This window comes from Variovorax sp. GW821-FHT09D05, from assembly GCF_059416325.1.
The window spans coordinates 768926-792079 of the sequence record NZ_JBWKOZ010000001.1 but is presented as its reverse complement, the minus strand read 5'-3'; the positions used below and the strand labels follow the sequence as shown (position 1 = coordinate 792079).

Annotated in this window: 20 protein-coding genes; 10 read left to right on the top strand and 10 right to left on the bottom strand. The window is 67.7% G+C overall.

Features of this window, described 5'->3' with window-relative positions; translation table 11 throughout:
- Positions 1–156 precede the first annotated feature (156 nt).
- Both AC07O3_RS03800 and AC07O3_RS03795 read right to left on the bottom strand, forming a co-directional pair.
- Positions 157–1293, bottom strand: a complete 1137-nt coding sequence (locus AC07O3_RS03800) for a DSD1 family PLP-dependent enzyme (RefSeq protein WP_495338612.1) — start codon at positions 1291–1293, stop codon at positions 157–159.
- 11 nt (positions 1294–1304) lie between these two features.
- A complete protein-coding gene (locus tag AC07O3_RS03795; protein WP_495338611.1) occupies positions 1305–1955 on the bottom strand; it encodes an HAD family hydrolase in 651 nt (216 codons plus the stop codon).
- A gap of 66 nt (positions 1956–2021) precedes the next feature.
- Between AC07O3_RS03795 and AC07O3_RS03790 the strand changes: the two genes are divergently transcribed.
- The 6 genes from AC07O3_RS03790 to AC07O3_RS03765 all read left to right on the top strand — a co-directional run bounded on the left by AC07O3_RS03790 (position 2022) and on the right by AC07O3_RS03765 (position 7365).
- Positions 2022–2933, top strand: coding sequence for a LysR family transcriptional regulator (locus tag AC07O3_RS03790; RefSeq protein ID WP_495338610.1), 912 nt, complete (start codon positions 2022–2024; stop codon positions 2931–2933).
- A 95-nt stretch (positions 2934–3028) separates the two neighbouring features.
- Complete coding sequence (locus tag AC07O3_RS03785; protein WP_440531483.1) at positions 3029–4045, top strand: ABC transporter substrate-binding protein; 1017 nt, start codon at positions 3029–3031, stop codon at positions 4043–4045.
- The gene (locus tag AC07O3_RS03780; RefSeq protein WP_495338609.1) at positions 4042–5130 is read left to right on the top strand and encodes an ABC transporter permease; all 1089 of its coding nucleotides are present in this window, start codon (positions 4042–4044) and stop codon (positions 5128–5130) included. The genes AC07O3_RS03785 and AC07O3_RS03780 overlap by 4 nt, the downstream gene beginning before the upstream one ends.
- Positions 5124–5927, top strand: coding sequence for an ABC transporter ATP-binding protein (locus AC07O3_RS03775; protein WP_093058334.1), 804 nt, complete (start codon positions 5124–5126; stop codon positions 5925–5927). The genes AC07O3_RS03780 and AC07O3_RS03775 overlap by 7 nt, the downstream gene beginning before the upstream one ends.
- Before the next feature lies 1 nt (position 5928).
- Positions 5929–7092, top strand: coding sequence for a c-type cytochrome (locus tag AC07O3_RS03770; RefSeq protein ID WP_495338608.1), 1164 nt, complete (start codon positions 5929–5931; stop codon positions 7090–7092).
- A 66-nt stretch (positions 7093–7158) separates the two neighbouring features.
- On the top strand, positions 7159–7365 hold the full coding sequence (locus AC07O3_RS03765) for a dodecin (protein ID WP_093058332.1): 207 nt from the start codon (positions 7159–7161) through the stop codon (positions 7363–7365).
- Between the two features lie 34 nt (positions 7366–7399).
- Here the strand turns inward: AC07O3_RS03765 and AC07O3_RS03760 are convergent, their stop codons facing one another.
- On the bottom strand, positions 7400–7894 hold the full coding sequence (locus AC07O3_RS03760) for an arsenate-mycothiol transferase ArsC (RefSeq protein WP_495338607.1): 495 nt from the start codon (positions 7892–7894) through the stop codon (positions 7400–7402).
- Between the two features lie 101 nt (positions 7895–7995).
- On the opposite strand from AC07O3_RS03760, the gene AC07O3_RS03755 reads away from it, so the two are divergent.
- Genes AC07O3_RS03755 through AC07O3_RS03745 form a run of 3 tightly spaced genes read left to right on the top strand, consistent with a single transcriptional unit; the run spans position 7996 to position 13726 of the window.
- Positions 7996–10698 carry a bifunctional acetate--CoA ligase family protein/GNAT family N-acetyltransferase gene (locus tag AC07O3_RS03755; protein ID WP_495338606.1) on the top strand — a complete coding sequence of 901 codons (2703 nt, stop codon included), beginning with the start codon at positions 7996–7998 and terminating at the stop codon, positions 10696–10698.
- A 59-nt stretch (positions 10699–10757) separates the two neighbouring features.
- Entirely contained in the window at positions 10758–11789 is a 1032-nt protein-coding gene (locus AC07O3_RS03750; protein WP_093058329.1) for an Lnb N-terminal periplasmic domain-containing protein, read from the top strand.
- Positions 11789–13726, top strand: a complete 1938-nt coding sequence (locus tag AC07O3_RS03745; protein ID WP_426393077.1) for an esterase/lipase family protein — start codon at positions 11789–11791, stop codon at positions 13724–13726. Before AC07O3_RS03750 ends, AC07O3_RS03745 begins: the two co-directional genes overlap by 1 nt.
- 8 nt (positions 13727–13734) lie before the next feature.
- On the opposite strand, the gene AC07O3_RS03740 is transcribed toward AC07O3_RS03745, so the two are convergent.
- The gene (locus tag AC07O3_RS03740) at positions 13735–14529 is read right to left on the bottom strand and encodes a tetratricopeptide repeat protein (RefSeq protein ID WP_495338605.1); all 795 of its coding nucleotides are present in this window, start codon (positions 14527–14529) and stop codon (positions 13735–13737) included.
- A gap of 224 nt (positions 14530–14753) precedes the next feature.
- Between AC07O3_RS03740 and AC07O3_RS03735 the strand changes: the two genes are divergently transcribed.
- Complete coding sequence (locus tag AC07O3_RS03735) at positions 14754–16406, top strand: ankyrin repeat domain-containing protein (protein ID WP_495338604.1); 1653 nt, start codon at positions 14754–14756, stop codon at positions 16404–16406.
- 126 nt (positions 16407–16532) lie between these two features.
- Here AC07O3_RS03735 and AC07O3_RS03730 read toward each other — a convergent pair whose 3' ends face one another.
- The 6 genes from AC07O3_RS03730 to AC07O3_RS03705 are packed head-to-tail and all read right to left on the bottom strand — an operon-like array spanning position 16533 to position 23154.
- The gene (locus AC07O3_RS03730; protein ID WP_495338603.1) at positions 16533–17540 is read right to left on the bottom strand and encodes an LLM class flavin-dependent oxidoreductase; all 1008 of its coding nucleotides are present in this window, start codon (positions 17538–17540) and stop codon (positions 16533–16535) included.
- Entirely contained in the window at positions 17537–18475 is a 939-nt protein-coding gene (locus AC07O3_RS03725) for an ABC transporter substrate-binding protein (RefSeq protein ID WP_495338602.1), read from the bottom strand. The genes AC07O3_RS03730 and AC07O3_RS03725 overlap by 4 nt, the downstream gene beginning before the upstream one ends.
- Before the next feature lie 8 nt (positions 18476–18483).
- On the bottom strand, positions 18484–19404 hold the full coding sequence (locus AC07O3_RS03720; RefSeq protein WP_093074468.1) for an ABC transporter substrate-binding protein: 921 nt from the start codon (positions 19402–19404) through the stop codon (positions 18484–18486).
- A 38-nt stretch (positions 19405–19442) separates the two neighbouring features.
- Entirely contained in the window at positions 19443–21278 is a 1836-nt protein-coding gene (locus AC07O3_RS03715) for an amino acid ABC transporter permease/ATP-binding protein (RefSeq protein WP_495338601.1), read from the bottom strand.
- Positions 21275–21814 carry a GNAT family N-acetyltransferase gene (locus AC07O3_RS03710; protein WP_495338600.1) on the bottom strand — a complete coding sequence of 180 codons (540 nt, stop codon included), beginning with the start codon at positions 21812–21814 and terminating at the stop codon, positions 21275–21277. The genes AC07O3_RS03715 and AC07O3_RS03710 overlap by 4 nt, the downstream gene beginning before the upstream one ends.
- A complete protein-coding gene (locus tag AC07O3_RS03705; RefSeq protein ID WP_495338599.1) occupies positions 21814–23154 on the bottom strand; it encodes an LLM class flavin-dependent oxidoreductase in 1341 nt (446 codons plus the stop codon). Before AC07O3_RS03705 ends, AC07O3_RS03710 begins: the two co-directional genes overlap by 1 nt.

Genomic DNA, 23154 nt, shown 5'->3' with positions numbered 1-23154 from the left:
GAAAAAAGAGAGGCCACATCCTAGCGCGGTCGGCCTCCTCCGAGGCGACAAGGCTGGTGGCAAGATTCAGGAACCCTCCACGCGCACCCTGCTGCTGCGGCTCGACTTGGCTGACCGAAACGAGGCCGCTCTCGCTCAAGCGCCGACGCTGTGCACTCACCAGCCGTGGAACCGCCCCCAGGTTTCCAGCGAGCCGTCTTCAGACAGCGCCTGATATTCGGGAAACTGCGCGCCAGTCGCACAAGCGTGGTTCGGCAATATGCGCAGCCGCGTCCCGATGGGAAAACGCGCCGCAATGCCCGTGTCCGGCGCGCCTTCGCGCGAGAGGATGCCGTGCTCCTGGTTGGCACCGCTGAGCACATAGCCGTCGAGCACCTTGCCATTCACATCGCAGACCTGCCCATAGCCGAAGTCACGCTTCTGCTTCTGCGTGCCACGGTCGCGGCTCATCGCCATCCAGCCTGAGTCGACGATAGCCCAGCCCTTGTCGGCCTGGTGGCCGATCACCGTGGTGAGCACGCTCAGGGCGATGTCGTCCTCGGTGCACACGCCGATGTTGCGCATCACGAGGTCGAAGAACACGTAGACGCCGGCCCGCACCTCGGTAACGCCCTCGAGCGCCTCGGCCATCAGCGCCGTGGGCGTCGAGCCCACGCTGACCACCGGGCACGGCAGGCCCGCGTCGCGCAGCCGCTGGGCAGCGCGCACGCAGCCCGAGCGCTCCTGTTCGGCCATGGCTCGCAGGGCTTCGGGCGTATCGAGCTCGTAGCTGGAGCCGGCATGCGTCATCACGCCGCCGAGGCGCATGCCGCCGTCGTGCAGCACGTGCGCCACTTCGAGCAGCGCGTCTTCTTCGGGCCGGATGCCGGAGCGATGGCCGTCGGTGTCGACCTCGATCAGCACGTCGAACACCTCGCTGTTCGCGCGGCCGAACTCCACGATCGCGCGCGCCGACTCGACACCATCCGTGAGGATGCCCAGCGCGCAGCCTCTACGGCGCAGATCCATCGCATGCTGCAGCCGGTGCGGCGCCATGCCGACGGCATAGAGGATGTCGGTGAAGCCCTCGGCAAAGAACTGCTCGGCCTCCTTCAGCGTGGAGACGGTGATGCCCTGCGCGCCCCCATCACGCTGTGCCTTGGCAACGGCGATGCACTTGCTGGTCTTCACGTGCGGGCGAAAGCGCACGCCGAGTTCGTTCATGCGCTGCTGCATGCGCGCAATGTTGCGCTGCATGCGCGAGCGCTCGATGAGGGCGGCGGGTGTGTCGATGGTGGCGAGGGTGTTGTTCATGAGCAAGCTCGTCATTTGCTGAAGGATTGCAGCCAGGGCAGCGTGGGTGCCAGCGTTGCCGCCTGCAGTTCGGGCGTCGGAGCACCCTGCGGCAGCGCCAGCCCGACGCGGTTATGCCAGTAGGTGCGCAGCCCGACCGCCGATGTGCCGAACATGTCGTAGCCCGAACCGGCAACGAAAGCCGCTTCTTCAGCCTTCACACCCAGCCGGTCGAGCGCCAAGCGATACGGACGTGGATCGGGCTTGTAGAAGCCGGCCTCCTCCGAAGTGACGACCACGTCCCAGTCGACGCCCAGCCGCGCCGCCGCACGATGGCCGAGCCGCTTCGAGCAGTTGGTGACCACCGCGAGCTTGCAGTGCGGCTTCAGCGCCAGCAGCAGTTCGCGTGCGCCGTCCCACACGGGCAGGGTGTCCCATTGGGCTTCGAGTGCGTCAGGTGCGGAGTCGGCCGTGCCGGTCTGGCGCGCGGCGTCTTTCACCAGCTGCTCGTAGGGCACGTAGGCACCGCAGCCGTAAGTGAGCCGCAGGTACTCGGCGCGCCAGGCGCGGCCTTTTTCTTCGGAACCTGCGGCGGTGTTCCAGACGGTCCAGGAATCGAGCAGCGCCGTGAGCAGGTCGAAAAGCACGGCGCGTGGATAGGCGTTGTGGGCTTGCATGGGCATCGACTGTACGTTTCAAGGCCATGCTTGTGCTTCAATGCACGGTCATCAATCGTTAAGTACAAGTTAATGATCCAGATCGAAGACATGCAGCTTGCGGCCGCCCTGCTGCGCGAACCTTCGCTGAGCGCCGCGGCGCGCGCGCTCGACGTCACACCGCCCGCGCTGTCGATGCGGCTGCGCAAGCTCGAAGCCACGCTGGGCCTGTCGCTCGCCACCCGCACCGCGCGACGGCTGAGCCTCACGCCCGAGGGCGAGCGCTTCGCGCGCGAAGCGGCTGCGCTGCTCGGCCAGATCGAGGGGCTGCGCGAATCGATGCAGCGCGACGACCAGCGGCTCACCGGCACGCTGCGCATCGCCGCGCCCTTCGGCTACGGCCGGCAGTACATAGCGCCCATGCTCGCGCGCTTCGCCCGGCTGCACCCGGGGCTGAGCGTGCAGCTCGACCTGCGCGAAACCCCATGGCCCGACCGGCACGACGCCGACGCGGTGATTCACATCGGCACGGTGCGCGACTCGTCGTGGGTGGCGCGCACGCTGAGCGCCAACGAGCGCTGGCTGTGCGCGAGCCCGGAATACCTGCGCCTGCACGGCGTGCCTCGCGTGCCGCGCGACGTGATGGCGCACGGCTGCATCAGCATCCGCGAGAACGACGAGGACGTGACGCTATGGCATGTGCGCCCGGCCGGCCGCGTAGCCGCCAAGGCCAAACCCCAGACCCTGCGCATCTCGCCCGCCTACGTTACCAACGACGGCGGCGTGGCCCGCCAGTGGGCCGAACAGGGCATGGGCTTGGTGCTGCGCTCCGAATGGGACGCGGCCGACGCCGTGGCACGCGGCACGCTGGTGCGCGTGCTGGCCGACTGGCAGTTCGACAGCGCGCCGGTCACGCTGCTGGTGCCCAGCCGCAAGGGGCGCACGGCGCGGGTGCAGGCCATCGTCGAATTCCTGGCGGAGAGCTTCGGCGCCAGGGAAAAGTAGTTGCGCGCATATCCATAGCCGCATTCATTCGTTGGCCGCGCGGGCCTCGCGCGCCAACACTCGCTGCTTCCAATTTTTCGGTGGAGAAGCTTGCGATGACCGTTCCTCTCGATCACTTACCGCCTTCGCGCCGCAGCGTGCTGCAGGCCGGGGCGGCGGCAGCCATCGTGGGCTCCGGTGCCCTGCTCGCCACCGTGGCACGCTCGCAGCCGCGCAAGCTCACCTTCGCCTGGAGCCAGGCCGGCTTCTGCCTGGCCCCAGTGCCAGTGGCACTGGAGCGGGGTTTCTTCGAGAAGAACGGGCTCGACGTCGAGCTGCTCAACTGGGCGGGCTCGTCCGACCAGATGCTGGAGGCACTGGCGACCGCCAAGGCCGACGTGGGCGTGGGCCTGATCCACCGCTGGGTGAAGCCGCTGGAGGCGGGCTTCGACGTCAAGGTGGTGGGCAGCGTGCACGGCGGCTGCCTGCGGCTGGTGGGGGCCAAGGCCTCGGGGGTGACGACCGACCTTGCCAGCCTCAAGGGCAAGACCATCGGCGTATCGGACCAGAACAGCCCGGCCAGGCAGTTCTATGCCATTCATCTCGCGAAGAAAGGCATCGACATCGAGAAGGACGTCGACTGGCGCGTCTACCCCGCAGACCTGCTCGACGTGGCCGTGAAAAAGGGCGAGATCCACGCGATTGCCGACGGCGACCCGAACGTGTTTCTCATCGAGAAGCGCAACCCCGGCGTCTTCACCGAGATCGCCAACAGCGCCAAGGGCGAATACGCCGAGCGTCTGTGCTGCATCGTCGGTGCTCGCGGCGAACTGGCGCGTAACGACAAGCCACGCGCCGCCGCAGTGGTGCGCGCGCTCGCGCAGGCCTCCGACTACGTGTCGGAGAACCCGAACGAAGCCGCCAGGATCTATTCGAAATACGCGCCCAAGGTGCCGCTCGAAGACCTGCAGAAGCTGCTGGCCGAGCTCACCTACAAGCACCATCCGGCCGGCAAGGCGTTGCGCAACGAGGTGGAAGCTTTCGCCGCCGACTTCCGCAACGCCGGCATCCTGAAGAAAAGCACTGACGTGACGCGCTTCGCCAATCACGTGTCGCTGGACGTTCTCGCATGACCACCGCTGAACAGGTTCTGGACTCGCCGCTCGGGTTGCAGGGCAATGCGCCCGCTCATCACGCACCGCGGCAGAAAACCCCGCAGACGGTTGCGCTGCGCCCTCCCGCCCCCACCGGCATCTGGCCCACCGGCATCTGGCCCACCGGCCTGCTCGCTGCAGCCGCCTGGGTCGCGCTGGGCCTTCTCACGCTGCTGTGGCCGAACAAGGAAGTCGGCTTCAACGACTGGGCCTTCACGCGCGAGTTCGGCATTGCCACGCTGGTGGTCGCCGCCCTACTCTTCGCAATTTCGCTGCTGGGCCACCGCGCGGGCAAGCTGGCGCGAACGCTGCGGCCGGCCGGGCAATGGCTGGTCGCGCTGGCCGTGGTGCTTGCGCTGTGGGAGATCGGCACCGCCAAGCTCGGCGTGCTGCCTTCGCCTTTCTTCGCTCCGCCGCAGAGCCTGATCGACGTGGTTCATGAAGACTGGCAACGCCTGGGCCTGTCGACCGCGTATTCGCTGCGCCTGCTGGCCAATGGTTTCGTGCTGGGCGCGCTGATCGGCTTTGTCACGGGCGTGTCGATCGGCTGGTCGCGCATCGCGGGGTATTGGGTGCATCCGCTGCTGCGCTTCCTGGGGCCGGTGCCGGCGTCGGCACTGCTGCCGCTGGCCTTCTTCTTTGCGCCGTCGAGCTATTCGGCCGCCGTGTTCCTCGTGGGGCTGGCCACCTTCTTCCCGGTGGCGGTGCTCACCTGGTCGGGCGTGGCCTCGGTGCACAAGAGCTACTACGACGTGGCGCGCACGCTGGGTGCGTCGGAACGCTTCCTGGTGCTGCGGGTGGCGATTCCGGCTGCCCTGCCGCAGGTGTTCGTCGGCCTGTTCATGGGCCTTGGCGCCTCGTTCTCGGTGCTGATCACGGCCGAGATGATGGGTGTGAAGGCCGGGCTCGGCTGGTATCTGCAGTGGGCCCAGGGCTGGGCTGCATACGCCAACATGTACGCGGCGTTGTTCGTCATGGCCGCGCTGTGCTCGGGCCTCATCACGCTGCTCTTCAAGGTGCGCGACCGCGTGCTGTCCTGGCAGAAAGGAACCGTCAAATGGTGAATGCAGTGCTTCCTCGCGCGCCCGCGCCGACCCAGACCACCGGCGGCGCCCACATCGACATCCGCGGCGTCAGCCACTGGTTCGAGGTGTCCGGCGGCGTGCTGCAGGTGCTCGACGGCGTCGACCTGCAGGTTCGCCCCGGCGAGTTCGTCGCGCTGCTGGGGCCCAGCGGTTGCGGCAAGTCGACCCTGCTGCGGCTGGTGGCCGGGCTCGAACCCGCAACCGCCGGCGCCATCACGCAGAACGGCGAAGCCATCACGCGGCCCGATCCGTCGCGCATCGTCGTGTTCCAGGACCCGACGCTCTACCCATGGCGCAGCGTGTGGGACAACGTGGCGCTGGGCCTGCAGGCGCGCGGCGTGCTGAAGGAACAGCGCGCCCGCGTCGACGAAGCGCTCAAGCTCGTGGGCCTCACCGAATTCGCGAAGGCCTTTCCGCATCACCTTTCCGGCGGCATGGCGCAGCGCGTGGCGCTGGCGCGTGCGCTCGTCAACGACCCTCAGCTGCTGGTGCTCGACGAGCCGCTGGGCAAGCTCGATTCGCTCACGCGCATCGCGATGCAGAGCGAGTTGGTCAACCTGTGGCAACGCGCCGGCTTCTCGGCGCTGCTGGTCACGCACGACGTGGAAGAGGCGCTGTTCCTGGCCAACCGCGTGATCGTGCTGAGCGACCGGCCGGCGCGCATTGCGGCGGAACTGGTGGTCGATCTGCCTTACCCGCGCCATCGTGGCGACCCGCGGCTGGCCGAATTGCGGCACGAGGCGCTCAAGCACCTGGGACTCGACGCCACGTGGTGACATGAGCGTTTTGCCCGAGGCCGGTTGGCTCAACCTGCTGATCGGCCTGCTGCAGGGCGCGCAACTGCAGCTGTTGCGCCTGCTCGATGCGCTGGGGCTGGTCTCGCACGCGCACGGCCAGCCGGCATGGCCGTGGGCACTGCGGTTGTCGGGCGAGAACCTGCTGATCGATCTCGGCCAGGCGCGACGGCTCGGGCTCACGGTGGTCGTGCTTGCAGTGGCGGTGCTGACGCTGCTGCTCGCCGCGCTCTGGCGTCGTCGCCGCGTGTGGCTCGTTGCGGCGGCCGCGTTGCTGGTCGCGCTGGCGCCCTGGCCCGAAGCCAACGTGGTGCTGGTACCCGCGTACCCGACCAGCTTCCAGACATCGCCCACGGGTTTCACCGCAGACAGCATCGAGCGCGGGCGCGTGCTGTATGCGGCGCAGTGCGTGGCCTGCCATGGCACCGATGGGCGTGGACAAGGACCGCTGGCGGCTTCACAACCCGTGTGGCCGCCCAATCTCGGCGGGCCGCTGCTGTGGCGACGTGCCGACGGCGATGTGCTCTGGCATGTGATGAACGGCATGCACGACCGGCGCGGCGCTCCGACGATGCCCGGCTTCGGCGGTGTACTGCGCGACGCGGACGCCTGGGCGCTGATCGACTTCATGAAAGCGCAGGGCGCGGGTGAGAGCCTGCGTGCGGCCGGACTGTGGACTCAGCCGATCGCACCGCCCGATGTGGCTGTGCAATGCAAGGGTAAGCCGCCACGCAGTCTGAACAGTTGGCGCGGGCAGCGCTTGCGGATCGTGGCTGCGGGTGCGAGCGTGCCGCCGCTGCTCGACGACCCGCGCCTCGTCACCGTGTTCCTTGCGCCAGATGCCACCACAGCCGTATCGCAGGCCGGTGACTGCATCGCCGCTTCATCCGCCGCATGGGCCGCCTTCTCGCTGGTCGCCGCGACCTCGCAGCTCGCCGGCACGCAGCTGATCGTGGACCGCGACGGCTGGCTTCGCGCGCGCGGCGAACCCGGCAAAGGCGCGTGGAGTGACGACGACCTGCTGTGCCGCACCGAGCAGCCTGCATCGGCTGGCACGCGGCCGTTGGCGCCGGACGGCCTGGGCGCACTCATCGCGCGCATGGACGCCGAACCCGTGCGCTTCGTCAAGGGCGGATTCGTCCACTGACGCCCGCAACAGGACTACGATGTTTTCCGGGCCCATCGCCCATCAACCCTGAAGGAGACAGACCTCATGTCCAACCACGTCTACAAATCGCTGGAGCTGACGGGCTCCTCCTCGACCGGCATCGAAGACGCCGTGCAAACCGCCATCGCCAAGGCGCACGAAACGCTGCGCAACATCCAGTGGTTCACCGTCACCGAGACGCGCGGGCACGTGGTGGACGGCAAGGTCGCGCACTGGCAGGTGACGCTGAAGATCGGCTTCACGCTGGAGTGAGCCGAACGCGGGGGCGTTCGAGCCAGGACCTCTGCTAACGCATGTATCCCAGGTCCCGCACATCGGAGCGAACGGCCGAGCGGTCCGCCCCCTGCATCGGCAGGCTCACCAGCAGTTCGAGCCGGCGGCGCAGCGAGAACAGCATCTGGATGGCGTCGTGCGCGGTCTTCTCCAGGTCGTCGCCGCCGGCGATGTCGGGGTAGGCCCACAGCGCCGCGTCGGGCTGGCCGGGCCATGACGGCTGGCGGGATGCGCTGGCCGCGTCCAGCGTGATGACGAAGTCCGCCGGGGAGGCATTCGCGCGCACCAATTCGTCCCAGCTGCGCGGCGGCCGTTCGGGAGGGGGAATGCTGGCGCTCGTCAATGCGGCAACGGCCGCGGGATGGAACTCACGGGCAATGTGCCCGGGTTGACCGCAGGAAGATACCGAGAACCGCTTCGGGTCCAGGTGCGCGAGGCACGCTTCGGCAAGGATGCTGCGCAATGAATTTCGTCGCGAGACGAAGATCACGCCAATACGTTTTTGCATGGAGCCTTGAATATAGCCAAGCGCGCTGACCACGTCATGACTTAGGTCAAGACCCTGCGCAACTGCCCCCGAACGGTGCGGAACGGTGCAGACTTGGGGGCATGGACACGCATTTCCTGACCCCGCTTTTCGCACCCGCCTCCATCGTGGCCTTCGTCGGCCACGCCGACGACCCGGGCGGCCAGACCCCTGCGGGCCGCACGCTGCGCGAGGCCTTCCGTGCCGACCGTTTCGACGGCACCCTGCGCTTTCTGGACGTGCGCACCAAGGGCACGCTCGAAGAACTGGCCCAGACCCATGCCGATCTCGCGCTGATCGCGCTGGCGCCGCGCGACGTGGCGGCCGCGCTTGAAATCGCGGGGCGCATCGGCTGCAAGGCGGCGGTGGTTCTTTCGAGTGGCATCGGCGCCGACGAGGCAGCGCAGTGGCGCAAGATCGCGCGCCGCGAAGGCGTGCACCTGCTGGGGCCGAATTCGCTGGGCTTCCAGCGGCCGCTGCTGCACCTGAATGCCGGCGTGGCCGGGCCACTGGCCAGACCGGGGCCGCTCGCGCTGGTGGCGCAGTCCGGCGCACTCACGGCCTCGATGCTCGACTGGGCGCGCCAGAACGGCGTCGGCTTTTCGAGCGTGGTGTCGCTGGGCCCGCACACCTCGGTCGACATTCCGCAGGTGCTCGACTTCCTGGCCAACGACCAGGCCACGCACAGCATCATCGTGTACCTCGAAGGCATTGCCGATGCGCGGCGCTTCATGAGCGCGCTGCGCTCGGCCTCGCATGCCAAGCCGGTGGTGGTGCTCAAGGCCGGGCGCAAGCCGGCGGGCAACGAGGCCGCGCAGACGCACAGCGCCGCCATCGTGGGCAGCGACGACGTGTTCGATGCCGCGCTGCGCCGCGCGGGCGCGGTGCGGGTCCGCTCCTTCGTCGAGCTGTTCTCTGCCGCCAAGTGCCTGGCCTCGCGCTACCGGCCGGTGGGCAAGCGCCTGGCCGTGGTCACCAACGGCGGCGGGCCCGGCGTGCTGGCGGCCGACTGGATCAACGAGATCGGCCTCCACCTGGGCAAGCTTTCGCCGCCCGCGCAGAAGCTGCTGCAGCCCACCCTGCCCCCGCTCGCATCGTTGAACGACCTGATCGATCTTTCCGAAGAGGCCCTGCCCGCGCATTACCGCGCCGCCATCGATGCCGCCTCGGCCGACAGCCAGGTCGACGGCGTGCTCGCCATCTTCTCTCCCAAGGCCGGCGCCGACGCAGCTGCCACCGCGAAAGCGCTGGCCGACATTCCCCGGCCGATGAACAAGCCGCTGCTGGCCTGCTGGATGGGCGATTCGTCGGTCGGCAAGGCTCGCTCGGTACTGGCCGACGCCACCATTCCGAGCTTTCGCACGCCTGAAGCCGCGGTGGGCGCCTTCGGCAACATCGCGGCCTTCTATCAGAACCAGCAGTTGCTGCAGCAGACGCCGCCGCCGCTGTCGGCACTGGCCAAGCCCGACATCGAGGGCGCGCGCCTGATCATCGAAAGCGTGCTGGCCGAACGACGCCATGTGCTGACGGAGATGGAGTCGAAGTCGCTGCTGTCGTCCTTCCACATTCCGATCACGCGCACGCTGCTCGCGCGCAGCGCCAGCGAGGCCATGATGATCGCGACGCAGCTGGGCTTTCCGGTGGCGCTGAAGATCGACTCGCCCGACATCGCGCACAAGTCCGACGTGGAAGGCGTGGCGCTCAATGTGCTGAACGGCACCAGCGCGCGCGACACCTACGTCGAGATGATGGAGCGCGTTGCCCGCCTCGCGCCCGAGGCCCGCATCAACGGCGTGACCGTGCAGAAGATGGTGCGCGCGCGGCGCGGGCGCGAGATCTACGTGGGCATGGTCACCGACCAGCCTTTCGGCCCCGTCATCGTTTTCGGCGCGGGGGGCACCATGATCGAGCTGCTGAACGACCGCGCCATGGAGCTGCCGCCGCTCAACCAGTTTCTTGCGCACCGGCTCATCGAGCGCTCGCGCGTGGCCGAGACGCTGGGCGAATGGCGCGGCGCTCATGCAGTGAACATGGAAGCACTCGAAGACGTGCTGCTGCGCGTGTCCGAAATGGTGTGCGAGCTGCCCGAGCTGCGCGAGATGGACATCAACCCCATCATCGTGGACGAGTCGGGCGCCATTTCGGTCGACGCGCGCATCGTGGTCGGCAGCACCACGCAGGCGGTGGCGGCCCACGTCAGCAACGCGGTCAACGGCTACCAGCACCTGGCCATCATGCCGTACCCCGCGCGCTACCGGCGTGAATGGCCGCTGCCCGGTGGCGGTACGTACATCGTGCGGCCGGTTCACCCCAACGACGCGCAGATGCTGCAGGCGCTGGTGCAGGGCCTGTCGCCCGAGAGCCGCTGGTTCCGCTTTGTCTCGCGCTTCCACGAGCTGCCGCCCTCGATGCTGTCGCGCTTCACGCTGATCGACTACGACCGCGAGATGGCGCTGGTGGCGGTGGTGATGGAGCGCAGCGTGTCGCCCGACGGCACCGTGCTCGAAAGCGAGCACATCGTGGGCGTGTCGCGCTATATCACCAACCCCGACCAGACCAGCTGCGAGTTCTCGCTGGTGGTGGCCGACGAGTTCAGCGGCAAGGGCATCGGCTCGCGGCTGATGGAAAGCATCATCGACGTGGCGCGCGACAAGGGCCTGGCCGAGATCGACGGGCTGGTGCTGGCCAACAACCCCGACATGCTGAAGCTGGTGCGCAGGCTTGGCTTCACCGTGAAGCCCTTCCCCGAAGACCCGGACTTCAAGCTCGTGACGTACATGCTGTAGAGGCCCCGGGGCGCCCGGGTCGGGCGGAGATAATCGCGCCTCACTCTCCGATGACCTGAATGTTCCTGCGCTTCCTCGGCCGCTTCGCGGCATCGCTAGTCGTATTGCTGTCAGCGATGTGGGCCTGCATGGCACTTTGGTATCAGTTGCCGGGGCCTTCCTTCGTGAAGATCGGCGCAGGCGTGCTGTGGGCCGGCTTCGGCCTTGCCGCCATCGCGCTGCTGTGGCGCGGCAAGGCAGCGCGCGCCCTGCTCTCCTACGTGGTTGGCTTCGCATTGCTGATGGGCTGGTGGGGCACCATCCTGCCCTCGCAGAACCGCCTGTGGGCCGATGACGTGTCCCGCCAGTTGCACGCCCATGTCGACGGCAGCATCGTGACGATGGACAACGTGCGCAACTTCGAATGGCGCAGCGACACCGACTACACCCAGCGCTGGGAAACGCGCAGCTACGACCTCGACCGCCTGCGCTCGGTCGACGTGGCGCTCTCGTACTGGAGCGGCCCGGCCATCGCGCACACGCTGGTGTCCTTCGGTTTCGATGACGGGCAGTTCGTTACCTTCTCCATCGAGATCCGCAAGGAGCGCGGTGAAAGCTTCTCGTCGGTCGGCGGCTTCTTCAAGCAGTTCGAGACCAGCCTCGTTGCGGCCGACGAGCACGACATCATGCGCGTGCGTACCAACGTGCGTGGCGAAGACGTCTACATGTACCGCGTGCGCCTGCCGCAGCAGGAAATGCGCTCGCTGTTCGTGGCCTACCTCGGCGAAAGCGCGGCGCTGGTGCGCGAGGCCAGCTTCTACAACACGCTCACCGCCAACTGCACCACCATCGTGTATGCATTGGCCAAGCGCATCGTGCCCGGCCTGCCGATGGACTGGCGGTTGCTGGCCTCGGGCTACCTGCCCGACTACCTCTACGACGTGGGCGGCCTTACGCCCGGCTACAGCATGGAAGCGCTGCGCGCGGCGGGCCGCATCACCGACCGTGCCATCGCCACCGACAAGGCGGCGCCGGGCGTGAACTTCTCGCAGGCGATCAGGCAAGGCCTGCCGGGCCTCGAGGACTCCAAGGCACCCAAGGCGAAGCCGTGATGCGCATGCGCTTTCTTTGCCTTCTGTGCTCTGCCGTGCTGCTGGCCGGTTGCGCAGGCGTGAAGGTCGGCTCGATCTCGCCGGCCGAATACCTCGCGCAGCGCCGCGGCGACGTGCTCACCACCGGCGAGCTCAGCACCTCCGCACAGGAAGTGCTGCGCGTGATCGGCTCCGACGCCGATCTGTGTCGCAAGGACGGCCAGGCCTGCCGCAATGCGCTGGCCGACTCATCGGGCCTGAGCGACGAACAGCGCCTGTCCGCGCTGTCGGAAGTGTGGCTGCAGGTGGCGCTGGCGGCAGACAAAGGCGGCACCGCAGCGCAGTCAGATTCATCGGCCACCACGGCCATCGAGGCCTGGCTCGAAACCGCGCGCCATGCCTACGCCTACCTGTTCTACACCGCCCGCAAGCCGCGCGACCGCGCCTTCGAAGACCGGCAGACGCAGGTTCGCGACTACTACAACTACGCAGTGCAGCAGGCCATCACCGGCCTCTTCAAGACCTACCGGCGCACCGGGTCGCCATCGGACCCGACCCCGGAAGTGCCGCAGGTAGGCGACTGGCGCATCGAAACAGATGTGTCGGGACTGCGCCTCCCCACCAGCGCGCCGCTGCCGGACGAACTGATTCCCGCCGCCTCGCTGACCTTCTCTGGCCTGCGCAACACCTACCGGCGCGACGGCTTCGGCGCGGAGCTGGTGGCGGCAAACGCCAAGCGCACGGACGACGAGGCAACGCCCGGCCCGGCCGACGACAAGCGCCCGCCCCGGCCGCCCTACCGCGAGATGCCGTTCCCCGCCGTCACAGCGCTGCTGCTGTTCGACGGCGCCAATCTCGACGAGATCCTGCGCACCCACACGCTGCGCATTGCGGCCTACGACCCGTACCGCACCGCCAACGTGCAGCTGGCCGGGCAGGAGGTGCCACTGGCCGCCAACTTCACCTCGGGCTATGGCCTGTGGCTCGCGCGCTCCGACTTCGCGCTGCAGGCCCTGCGCAGCCTGTTCGGCGGCCGCGACGGGCTCACGCAGCCGCGCATCTACCTGATGCAGCCCTACGACCCGAACCGTCGCACGGTCATCATGCTGCACGGCCTCGCGAGCAGCCCCGAGGCGTGGATCAACGTGGCCAACGAAGTGCTCGGCGACGAAACGCTGCGCCGCCGCTACCAGATCTGGCAGGTGTATTACCCCACCAACGCACCGCTGCCGATCAACAACTTCGCGATCCGCGAAGCCGTCACGCAGACGCTTGCGCACTTCGACCCCACGGGCAAGGCCGAGGCCTCGAACAACATCACGCTGATTGGCCACAGCATGGGCGGCGTGCTGTCGCGGCTGATGGTGTCGTCGTCGGAAGACAAGCTCTGGGAGGCGCTGCTGGCCAGCTACCCGATGCAGGGCGCGCAGCAGCAGCGCATGGAAGAAAAGCTCGCGCCCTACCTGCGCTTCGAGCCGCTGCCGCAGGTGAGCGACGCGATCTTCATCGCCTCGCCGCACCGCGGCACCGACTTTGCCAACAACCGCGTCTCGCGCTGGGTGGCCAACCTCATCACGCTGCCGGTGGCAATGCTGGGGCAGCTGAGCGACATCTCGCGCGAGCTGATCCGCATCGCGCCCAGCACGCAGGGCCAGGAGCCGCTGCGCATTCCCAACAGCATCGACAACCTGAGCGACCGCGATCCGTTCGTGCGGCTGTCATCGGGGCTGCCGATGAATCCGCGCGTGCGTTTTCATTCGATCATCGGCAACGACACGCCGGGCGTGGCGCAGGCGCTGTCGAGCGACGGCATCGTGCCGTACGCAAGCTCGCACCTGGACGGCGCGGCATCGGAGCTGGTGATTCCGTCAGCGCACAGCGTGCAGGAGAATCCGTTGGCGATCCTGGAGATACGGCGGATCCTCAGGGAGCAGCTGCGTTCGCAGCCGCCGCGCTGACCGCGCGGCTACCTCTTCGCGGAGCGCTGCGCCCGCACGCGCTTCAGGAAGTCCTGGAAGAGCGCCTTCTTCTCGGGAAAGCGCTCCGCTCCCTCCGCGAAGATTGCCTCCGCGGCGGCCAGCTCTCCCAGCCGCATGAGGCACTCGCCCTTTGAGAAGAAAGCAGCCGGCCCGTCGGGATTCACCCGCAGCGACTGCTCGAAGTCGTTCAGCGCTTCACGGAAATTCCCGAGTTCCATGTGGGTGAACGCCCGGTTGTCGATGGCTTCGAAGAACAGCGGAAAGAGCTCCACCGCCGCGTCGTACTCGGCAATGCCCTCCTGTTTCTTGCCCTGCTCGCAGAGTTCATTCCCGCGCAGGTAATGCGCGTTGGCCTCGCGGACGATCTCCTTGCTGTCCTTTCCGGTCACCTCGAGGTAGCGCGGAAAGTCCGTGAGCCTCAGGTACTCGGCAAAGCCGATCAGGTCTTCTTCGGTGGGCTGCCGGTTGCCGATCAGCTCCCAGCCCTCCTCACCGAAGCTGCCTGCGTCGATGGGGGCATGCCATATCGACACCTCCGCCTGGTTCAGGGAATCGGCCGTGGGCTTGGCGTCCATCGGCTTGTAGCTCAGGCAATGGGCGGCCGCCGTTCCATCGGGCCATGGGTCGACTTCGAGGATCCAGACGGCCCGCCAGACCTGTCCGTCGCGCCGGGTCAGCAAATCGCCCGGCTTCACCGCGAGCTGGTTTTCCGCCGGAGAGTCGGGCGTCGAGGTCGAACCACCAAGGCGTGCGGCGAGCCGCTGGATGAATTGGGGCAGCATGGTTTGCGTCGGATATCGGAAGGATGGATGTGCGCGCCACTGTAGCCGCTCGCTGTCTGTCCGTTGACCGGCGCGCGCATCGTGCCCTAACATCCCGCCCGCGGTGCAAGCCGCGCCCGGGCCCGCGGGAAGGGTTGAACCCACTTGCCTTCATTTGCCGATCCACAACACCTTTTGTGCAGCCGGATTTGCGGGTCATCGGCGTCTGATGCACGGAGGTTCAAATGAAGCGCATGCCCGCCCGGCCCGACCTGGGCCACCTGAAGAAGCAAGCCAAGGAGCTGCTTGCTCTCTACCGAAGCAACGACCCCACCGCCACCACCCGTTTCCGCGAGGCCCTGCCGGCCGCCGCCGGCAAGAGCGACGCCGCCATCGCGGCCCTCGGCCTGCGCCTGCACGACGCGCAATCGTGCATCGCGCGCGAGTACGGATTCGTTTCGTGGACCGACCTGCAGGGCTTCGTTCTTGCGCGCCGCTCGCAGGTGGAAGATCCGGCGAAGGCCGTGCTGCAATGGCTGCGCCTCGTCTATGCAGGCGACATCGCCGGAGGCGTGAATCGCGCACGGCCTGCCCTGGCCCTGCGCCTGCTCGATGAAAGCCCCGGCCTGTTGGGCGACGACCCCATCCTCGCCTGTGCCATCGGCAACGAGGCACCGATCCGCCAGGCCATCGAGCGCGATCCGGGCTGGGTGAACCGCGCCGGGGGCTCGCTCTCGCTCCCGCCCCTGGTCGCGGTCGCCCACTCCGGGCTGCTCCAGCTGCCGGACTACCAGGAACGCCTGCGCAACTGCGCGAAGCTGCTGCTCGACGCAGGCGCGGACCCGAATCAATCGGCAGGCAACCGCTGGCCGCCGGCATCGCTTGCCGCGCCCGACGAAACCGAGCGCCTGTCCGCGCTCTACGGCGCCGCCGGCCAGAACCGCGATGCCGTGCTCACCAGGCTGCTGCTGGACGCGGGCGCCGATCCCAACGACGGCGAATCTCTTTACCACTCGCTTGAAACCCCGGCCTGCACAAAGCTGCTGCTCGAAGCCGGAGCACGCGTCGCGGGCACGAACGCGCTCTACCGCGTACTCGACCTCGACGACGTGCAGACCCTGCGCCTGCTGCTCGCGCACGGCGGCAACGCGAACGAGCCGCCCATGGGCTCGCCCACCAGCGACTGGGGTTCGCTGCTGCTGTGGGCCATCCGCCGTCGTAGGTCGCCCGCGCACATCGAGGCGCTGCTGGCGGCAGGCGCCGATCCATTCGCCACCACATCAGACGGCACGAGCGCCAACACCGCCGCCCTGCGCTTCGGATTGCCCGAAGTCGCCAGCCTCCTGCAGAAGGCCGGCGGCGGCACCCCGATCCCGGTGGACGAAGCCTTCACCGCTGCCTGCGCGCGAGGCGACGAAGCCGCGGCCCGCGGCATCCAGTCGACGCACCCCGGCATCGTCGGTTCGCTCTCCGATGCACAACTGCGCCTGCTGCCCGAACTCGCCGCACAGGGCTGCGTCGACGCGGTGAAGCTGATGGTCAAGCTAGGCTGGCCCATCGCCACCCGCGGCGGCGACTGGGACGCCTCGGCGCTGAACAAGGCCGTGTTCCGAGGCGACGCGGGCCTCGTGCGCTTCCTGCTGGAGCACGGCGCCAGCTGGGAAGAGCGGCACGGCTTCGGCGACAACGCCTGCGGCGGCCTTTCCTGGGCCTCGTGCAACGAGCCAGAAGGCGAAAGCGACTGGCTCGGCTGCGCCGAAGCGCTGGTCGAGCACGGCATGCCGACCGCACAGCCCGACCCCGAGAGCCCTGACAGCGTGCTCATCGGCGGACGGCGCTATGTGTTCTCGGATGAGGTCACCGATTTCCTGCTCGGTGCATCCGCGACCAGAAACTGAAGAAAAAAAACGGGCCCAAGGGCCCGCCCAAAGCCGTCCGTCGAATCGCGCGGAACGCAACCCGACTCCGACTCACCTCGAACTCAACTCCTACCTACTCTTGCTTCCCCGTTTTCCTCCTCGAACTCAAAGCGCGCGCCAACCAAGTTCCAGCGCTATGCGGCCGGACAGGTCGGTCAATATCTGTTCGTAGTCCTCGCTGCTGAAGTTGTAGGGCAGCTCCACGCGCAATTCGCTCACATGCGGCAGCACCGGGTCGTGCCGCAGGCGCTCCAGGATTTCATCGGACGTGCCAACGAGATCGGTCGCGAACAGCGTGCGCCGCTCACCCTGCGGTGCCAGCGTGCGCTCGACGCGGCCGGCTGCGAACTCGCGGTAGCGCTTGCGCGTGGCGGCATCGGCGCCATCGAGCGGCACGATCACACGGCCCAGCGCCACCCTGCCCTTGCGCGCATCCGCTTCGCTTACGCGGTAACGCTCGATCAAGCCCAGCTGCGCCTGCAGAAAGTCGTCGGTGGTCTCGCCCGAGAGCACATTGCCCAGCAGCAGGTTGAACCCGTTGCGCCCCGCCCATTCGACCGAGCGCAGCGAACCGCCGCCATACCAGAGCCGGTCGATCAGGCCCGGCGCATGGGGCTGCACGCGCGGCCGCACACGTCCGCCGGCCGATTCGACAAAAGTCTGCTCGTCGCCGAGCAGCGTGTCTTCCAGATTGGCCTTGAGCCGCCCCACGCGCTTGTGCGTGAAGTCGATGGTGTTCGGCGCCGCGTCGTAGAAGCGGTTGCCGAGCAGTGCTCCATGCAGCGGCGCGCCAGCGCTCAGGCCCACCTGCAGCCTGCCGCGCGACAGCACATCGACCGTGGCCAGGTCTTCGGCAAGGCGGAACGGGTTCTCGTACCCCATCTGGATCACCGCCGCGCCCAGTTCGATGCGGCGCGTGCGCTGCGTCGCGGCGGCCAGGAAGGTCGCGGCCGACGACACACCGCGCTCCAGATGGCGCTGCCGTACCCATGCGCCGTTGAAGCCCCGCTTCTCGCCGAACTCGAAGAGCTTCAGCGCGGCCTCGATGCCCGCGAAAGGGTCGGCCTCGGCGTAGTTGCCCGGCGTCAGGAATGCGAGATGGCGAATGTTCACGGCGCGAACTTCGGCAACCCGGGCGGGTTGGTCTCCGACTTTGGCAACGCCTCTTCGGCCAGGCTCCAGCGCGCGAGCGCCTTGGCATAGGTGCCGTTTCGGATCAGGTTGTTGGTCGCGGTGGTCAGCGCCGCCGCGAGGCCGCTGCCCTTGCGCGTGGCAATGGCCACGTCCGACTTCAGCGGCCAGCCCGCGTTGACGGTGCCCACCAGCCTGATCTGCCCGTTCTTCGCCGCCTCGTAGGCTTGCGGCGCATTCGGATTGAAATTGGCGTCGACCCGCTTGGTGACCACCGCCAGCGTGCGCGTCACATCGTCGTCGTAGTACTGGATCTCGACGGGCTTCAGCCCCGCCGCAACGTTCTGCCGGTTCCATTCGAGCAGGATGCGCTCCTGGTTGGTGCCGGCACCGGTCGTCAGCTTCAGGCCCGCAACGTCCTTCGGCTCCCTGATCGCCTTGATGGCGCTGTCGGTGCGCACATAGAAGCCGTGCAGGCCGAGGCGATAGGTCGAGAAGTCGAACTTCTCCTTGCGCTGCTCGGTCACGCCGACGTTGGAGATCACGGCGTCGTACTTGCCCGAGCTCAGGCCCAGCGGCCAGTCGGCCCAGGCAATGGGCTGCAGGTCGAGCTTGAGGCCCAATGCGTCGGCGATGAGAAGCGCGAAGTCGGGGTCGAAGCCGACGACGGTCTTCGCATCGGTGGCGTAGGTCGATATGGGTGGCGCGAACGGTGCGATCGCGACCGTCAGCACGCCTTCCTTCACGAACTTGAAGCCCGGCGGAATCGCGTTGACGGCCTCGGCGTCCTTGCCGGTGCGCAGGCGGCCGCGTTGCTCAGGGCTGAAGTCGAACTTGTCGGCGGCATGGGCCACGCCGGCCACGAGCGTGAGCGCGACAAGGCCACGGGCGATCCAGGCGTGCTTGAGAAAAGTCATGGCCATCATCAGTTCTTCGGCAGGCCCGGCGGGTTGGTGCGCGAGGCTGCGATGGCCTCCGACTCCAGGTTCCAGCGCGACAGCGCCTTGGCGTAGTTGCCGTTCTTGATCTGCGTGTTCAGCGCCAGCGTGACCGCATCGGCAAGGCCCGAGCCCTTGCGCGAGGTAACGGCAATCTCGGCCGTCTGCGGCCAGCCGCCCGAGAACACGCCCGCGAGCTTCGTCTTGCCGTCGCGCGCCTCGTAGGCAGCGATGGCGTTCGGGCCCACGTAGGCATCGGCGCGGCCCGACTGGATGGCCAGGCGCTGCACCACATCGTCGTCGTAGTACTGGATCTCCACCGGCTTCAGCCCGGCCGCCACGTTCTGCTTGTTCCAGCGCAGAAGAATCTGCTCCTGGTTGGTGCTGGCGGAAACGATCAGCTTCAGGCCCGCGATGTCCTTCGGCTCCTTGATCGCGCCGAGCTTGCTGTCCGACTTCACGTAGATGCCGATCTGATCGTTACGGTAGGTCGAGAAGTCGAACTTCTCCTTGCGCTCTTCCGTGACGGTCACGTTGGACACCACCACGTCGAACTTGCCCGACTGCAGGCCCAGCGGCCAGTCGGCCCAGGCGGTGGACACAAGCTCCAGCTTGCGACCGAGGCTGTCGGCCACCAGCTGCGCGATGTCGGGGGCGTTGCCCACCGGCGTCTTCGTGTCTGTCGCATAGGCGGCGAACGGCAGGCGGCCGGTGGTCGTGCCGACGACGAGCACGCCCTCCTTCTGGAACTTGAAATCCTTCGCGAGCTTGATGGCCTCGTCGATCTTCTGCGCGCGCGGGCGGCCGGCCTGCTCGGGGCTCAGGTCGGCGGCGGGCTGGGCCGAGGCGGCGAGCGGCACCAGCAGCGCGGCCAGGAGAACGGACAGGATGTTTCGTCGATGGGTCATGAAGGGCAATGCAGCAAGAAAGGGAAGAAAGGAAGAAGTCAGAGAACCTTGGCCAGGAACTCGGCCGTGCGCAGATGCTCCGGCGCGTTGAACACCTTGTCGGGCGAGCCGGTTTCGAGAATCCGCCCGCGCTCCATGAAGACGATGGTGTCGGCCACCTCGCGGGCAAAGCCGATCTCGTGCGTGACGATGACCAGCGTGGTGCCCGAGCGCGCCAGCTCCTTGATGACGGCCAGCACCTCGCCGACCAGTTCGGGGTCGAGCGCCGAGGTGGGCTCGTCGAACAGCAGCACCTTCGGCCTGAGCGCCAGCGCACGGGCAATCGCCACGCGCTGCTGCTGGCCGCCGGAGAGCTGCCTCGGATAGGCATGCGTCTTGTCGCTCAGGCCCACGCGCACCAGCAGCTCCGAAGCCAGCGCCTCGGCTTCCGCGCGCGGCAGGCCGCGCACCGACACCGGCGCCTCCACGATGTTCTCCAGCACCGTGAGGTGCGGGAACAGGTTGAAGTTCTGGAACACCATGCCCACGTCGACGCGGCGCTTGAGAATTTCCTTCTCGTGCAGCTCGTAGAGCGTGTCTTCGTCGCGGCGGTAGCCGATGAGCTCGCCGTCGATGGCAATGAAGCCGTCGTCCACGCGCTCCAAGTGGTTGATGGCGCGCAGCAGCGTCGACTTGCCCGAACCCGACTGGCCGAGGATGACCGTCACGCTGCCTTGCCCCACGGTCAGCGTCACGTCGTCGAGCACCTTGAGCGCGCCGAAGCTCTTCGAAACGCCGTGGATAGTGACCTCGCCGCCCTGCGTGAGCGGATCGGTCCAGCGCGGCACCTGTGCAGGGGCATCGGCAACAGATGCCTCCTCGGCCACAGGCAGCGCTGCTTGCACCTTCGCGCGCCACAGCCCGCGCACCACGCCGCCAAGCCACGAACTCGGCGGATTGCGCAGCGCACCGCGCGAGAAATGCCGCTCGACGTAATGCTGCACCACCGACAGCACCGTGAGGATGATGAGGTACCACACCGTCGCCACCATCAGCAGCGGAATCACTTCCAGGTTGCGCCGGTAGATGATCTGGATCGTGTAGAACAGCTCGGGCAGCGCCAGGATGTAGAGGTTCGACGTGCCCTTGGCCAGCCCGATGATGTCGTTGAACGCCGTGGGCAGAATGGTCCGCATGGCCTGCGGCAGCACGATGCGAAAGGACTGCCGTGTGCGCGACAGCCCCAGCGCCGCCGCCGCTTCGAGCTGCCCCTGCTCCACCGACAGGATGCCGCCGCGCACGATCTCCGAGGCAAAGGCCGCCTGGTTCAGCGTGAGGCCCAGCAGCGCCGCCACGAACGGGCTGATCAGTTGCGTTGTCGGGTACGAGAAGAAGGTGACGTCGGTGCCCGGAATGCCCAGCGTCACCGTCTCGTAGAGATAGCCCAGGTTGTTGATGATCAGCAGCAGCACGATCACCGGAATCGACCGGAAGATCCAGGTGAACACCCAAGCCAGCCGCGCCAACAGCGGCGAGCGGGACACTCGCGCCAGCGCCAGAGCAGTGCCGAAGAAAAAGCCCAGCAGCGCACCCAGCGCCGTCAGCAGCAACGTGCGGCCCAGGCCTTGCAGCACAGGCTCGGCGAAAAACCATTGCGCGAATACGCCCCAGCCCCAGCGCGGGTTGGTCAGCGTCGAATGCAGCACGATGCCGATGACCAGCACCGCGAAGATCGTGCCGGCCGTTCGCGCGGGGTATCTGGCCGGCACGATGCGAAAGTGCGAGTAGTCGCCCTTCGCGGGCACTGGTGCAGGTGCTGGGCGCTGCGGTTGCGGCGCGCGAACCGGTACGGGGCTTCGCGGCTCGGCGCCGGCATCGAGAACGGTCGTATTCATCGCTGCACCGCCTCAGCCTGTTGCTCGGCAAGGCGACCGCGATGGCGCCCCGTGTTCAGGTACTTCTCGAACGGCAGCTTGCGCGGCGTCTCCGGGTCGACAGGCGGATCGAACAACGCCGTGTAGCCATGGCCGAGATACAGGCCCACGGCCTCAGGCTGGCGAAAGCCGGTCGTCAGGTAAATGCGCTCATAGCCCTGCCGCAGCACCTGAGCTTCCAGTTCCGCGAGCACCTTGCTGGCCAGGCCCTGCCGCCGCAGGTCGCTGTGCGTCCACACGCGCTTGAGTTCCGCTGTGCGCTCGTCGTGGCGCATGAACGCACCGCCACCGATGGCAACGCCGTCGCGCAGCAGCAGCACGAAGTTGCCGCCGTGCGATGGCGCGAACACCTCGGGCGGATAGCGATCCATCTCGCGCGGCGCACCCGGCTCGCGCAGCACGTCGCCGTAGCGGCTGTCGTACTCGAAGGCCAGGCCCTCGATAAGCGGCTTCGCGCGCGGGTCGAGCGGCGTGGTGTAGAGGAACTGTTCGCTCATCAGGCAGCCTTCTGCACTGCGGGCGCAACTTCCTGCGCCGCATAGCGGCTCGCCTTGCGCGGCAGGCCCAGGTGGTCACGCAGCGTGTGACCGGGCAGTTCGCGCTGGTAGCGCCCGCGCGCTTCCAGCACCGGAATCACGAACTCGATGAAGTCGTCGAGGCCCTGCCCCAGCACCGGAAAGCCGAGGATGAAGCCGTCGGCCGCGCCCTCGTCCACCCAGCGGATGATCTCGTCGGCAATGCGCTCGCCGGTGCCCACGAACTGCGTGCGCGGCGTGGCCACTTCGAGCGCCACTTCGCGCAGGGTCTGGCCCTTGGCCTTAGCGTTGGCCTTGATGCGGTCGGTGGTCGAGCGAAAGCTGTTGCGGCCGATCTCACCCAGCTCGGGGAACGGCGCGTCCAGCGGGTACTGGCTGAAGTCGTGGTGGTCGAAGAAGCGGCCGAGGTAGGCCAGTGCCTCTTCCACCGTCAGCAGCTCGCGGATGGCGCGGTACTTGGCCTCGGCCTCCGCCTCGGTGGCCGCGACCACGGGGCCGATGCCGGGGAAGATCTTCACGTCGTCGGCCTGCCGGCCCTGTGCGACGGAGCTGGCCTTCACCTGCCGCAGGAAGCTGCGCGTGTCCTCCAGCGAGGGCGAGTGCGTGAACACCGCGTCCGCATACTTGCCCGCGAGCCCGATACCCGCATCCGACGAACCGGCCTGGAAGATCACCGGCTGCCCCTGCGGCGAGCGCTGGATGTTCAGCGGGCCCGACACCTGGAAGAAGCGCCCCTTGTGGTCCAGCGGGTGCAGCTTCTCGCGGTCGAAGAACTGGCCGCTCTCTCGGTTGCGCACGAAGGCGTCGTCGTCCCAGCTGTCCCACAGGCCTTGCGTGACGGCCAGGTACTCGTCGGCGATCTCGTAGCGCAGCGCGTGCTCAGGGTGCGCGCGGCTGTAGTTCTTCGCGCTGCCTTCGAGCGGCGTGGTCACCACGTTCCAGCCCGCGCGGCCGCCGCTGATCAAATCGAGCGAGCCGAACTGGCGTGCCACCGTGAACGGGTCGCTGTACGAGCTGGAGACAGTGCCCGCGAGGCCGATCTTCGAGGTCACGGTCGCGAGCGCCGACAGGATCGAGATCGGCTCGAAGCGGTTGAGAAAGTGCGGGATCGATTTCTCGTTGATGTAGAGCCCGTCCGCCACGAATGCGAAGGCGATGCCCGCCGCTTCGGCCTTCTGTGCGGTGCGCACGAAGAAGTCGAGGTTCACGCTGGCATCCGCAGGCCCGCCCGGATGCTTCCAGGAATTCATGTGGCTGCCGGCCCCCTGCAGCATGACGCCGAACTTGATGTTGTTGCTCAT

Coding starts and splice junctions, on each gene's coding strand:
- AC07O3_RS03735 (WP_495338604.1), top strand. CDS start 14,754: ATGAAGCGCATGCCCGCCCGGCCCGACCTGGGCCACCTGAAGAAGCAA.
- AC07O3_RS03785 (WP_440531483.1), top strand. CDS start 3,029: ATGACCGTTCCTCTCGATCACTTACCGCCTTCGCGCCGCAGCGTGCTG.
- AC07O3_RS03745 (WP_426393077.1), top strand. CDS start 11,789: ATGCGCATGCGCTTTCTTTGCCTTCTGTGCTCTGCCGTGCTGCTGGCC.
- AC07O3_RS03780 (WP_495338609.1), top strand. CDS start 4,042: ATGACCACCGCTGAACAGGTTCTGGACTCGCCGCTCGGGTTGCAGGGC.
- AC07O3_RS03755 (WP_495338606.1), top strand. CDS start 7,996: ATGGACACGCATTTCCTGACCCCGCTTTTCGCACCCGCCTCCATCGTG.
- AC07O3_RS03715 (WP_495338601.1), bottom strand. CDS start 21,278: ATGAATACGACCGTTCTCGATGCCGGCGCCGAGCCGCGAAGCCCCGTA.
- AC07O3_RS03795 (WP_495338611.1), bottom strand. CDS start 1,955: ATGCCCATGCAAGCCCACAACGCCTATCCACGCGCCGTGCTTTTCGAC.
- AC07O3_RS03800 (WP_495338612.1), bottom strand. CDS start 1,293: ATGAACAACACCCTCGCCACCATCGACACACCCGCCGCCCTCATCGAG.
- AC07O3_RS03775 (WP_093058334.1), top strand. CDS start 5,124: ATGGTGAATGCAGTGCTTCCTCGCGCGCCCGCGCCGACCCAGACCACC.
- AC07O3_RS03760 (WP_495338607.1), bottom strand. CDS start 7,894: ATGCAAAAACGTATTGGCGTGATCTTCGTCTCGCGACGAAATTCATTG.
- AC07O3_RS03725 (WP_495338602.1), bottom strand. CDS start 18,475: ATGACTTTTCTCAAGCACGCCTGGATCGCCCGTGGCCTTGTCGCGCTC.
- AC07O3_RS03720 (WP_093074468.1), bottom strand. CDS start 19,404: ATGACCCATCGACGAAACATCCTGTCCGTTCTCCTGGCCGCGCTGCTG.
- AC07O3_RS03790 (WP_495338610.1), top strand. CDS start 2,022: ATGATCCAGATCGAAGACATGCAGCTTGCGGCCGCCCTGCTGCGCGAA.
- AC07O3_RS03765 (WP_093058332.1), top strand. CDS start 7,159: ATGTCCAACCACGTCTACAAATCGCTGGAGCTGACGGGCTCCTCCTCG.
- AC07O3_RS03770 (WP_495338608.1), top strand. CDS start 5,929: ATGAGCGTTTTGCCCGAGGCCGGTTGGCTCAACCTGCTGATCGGCCTG.
- AC07O3_RS03705 (WP_495338599.1), bottom strand. CDS start 23,154: ATGAGCAACAACATCAAGTTCGGCGTCATGCTGCAGGGGGCCGGCAGC.
- AC07O3_RS03750 (WP_093058329.1), top strand. CDS start 10,758: ATGTTCCTGCGCTTCCTCGGCCGCTTCGCGGCATCGCTAGTCGTATTG.
- AC07O3_RS03740 (WP_495338605.1), bottom strand. CDS start 14,529: ATGCTGCCCCAATTCATCCAGCGGCTCGCCGCACGCCTTGGTGGTTCG.
- AC07O3_RS03710 (WP_495338600.1), bottom strand. CDS start 21,814: ATGAGCGAACAGTTCCTCTACACCACGCCGCTCGACCCGCGCGCGAAG.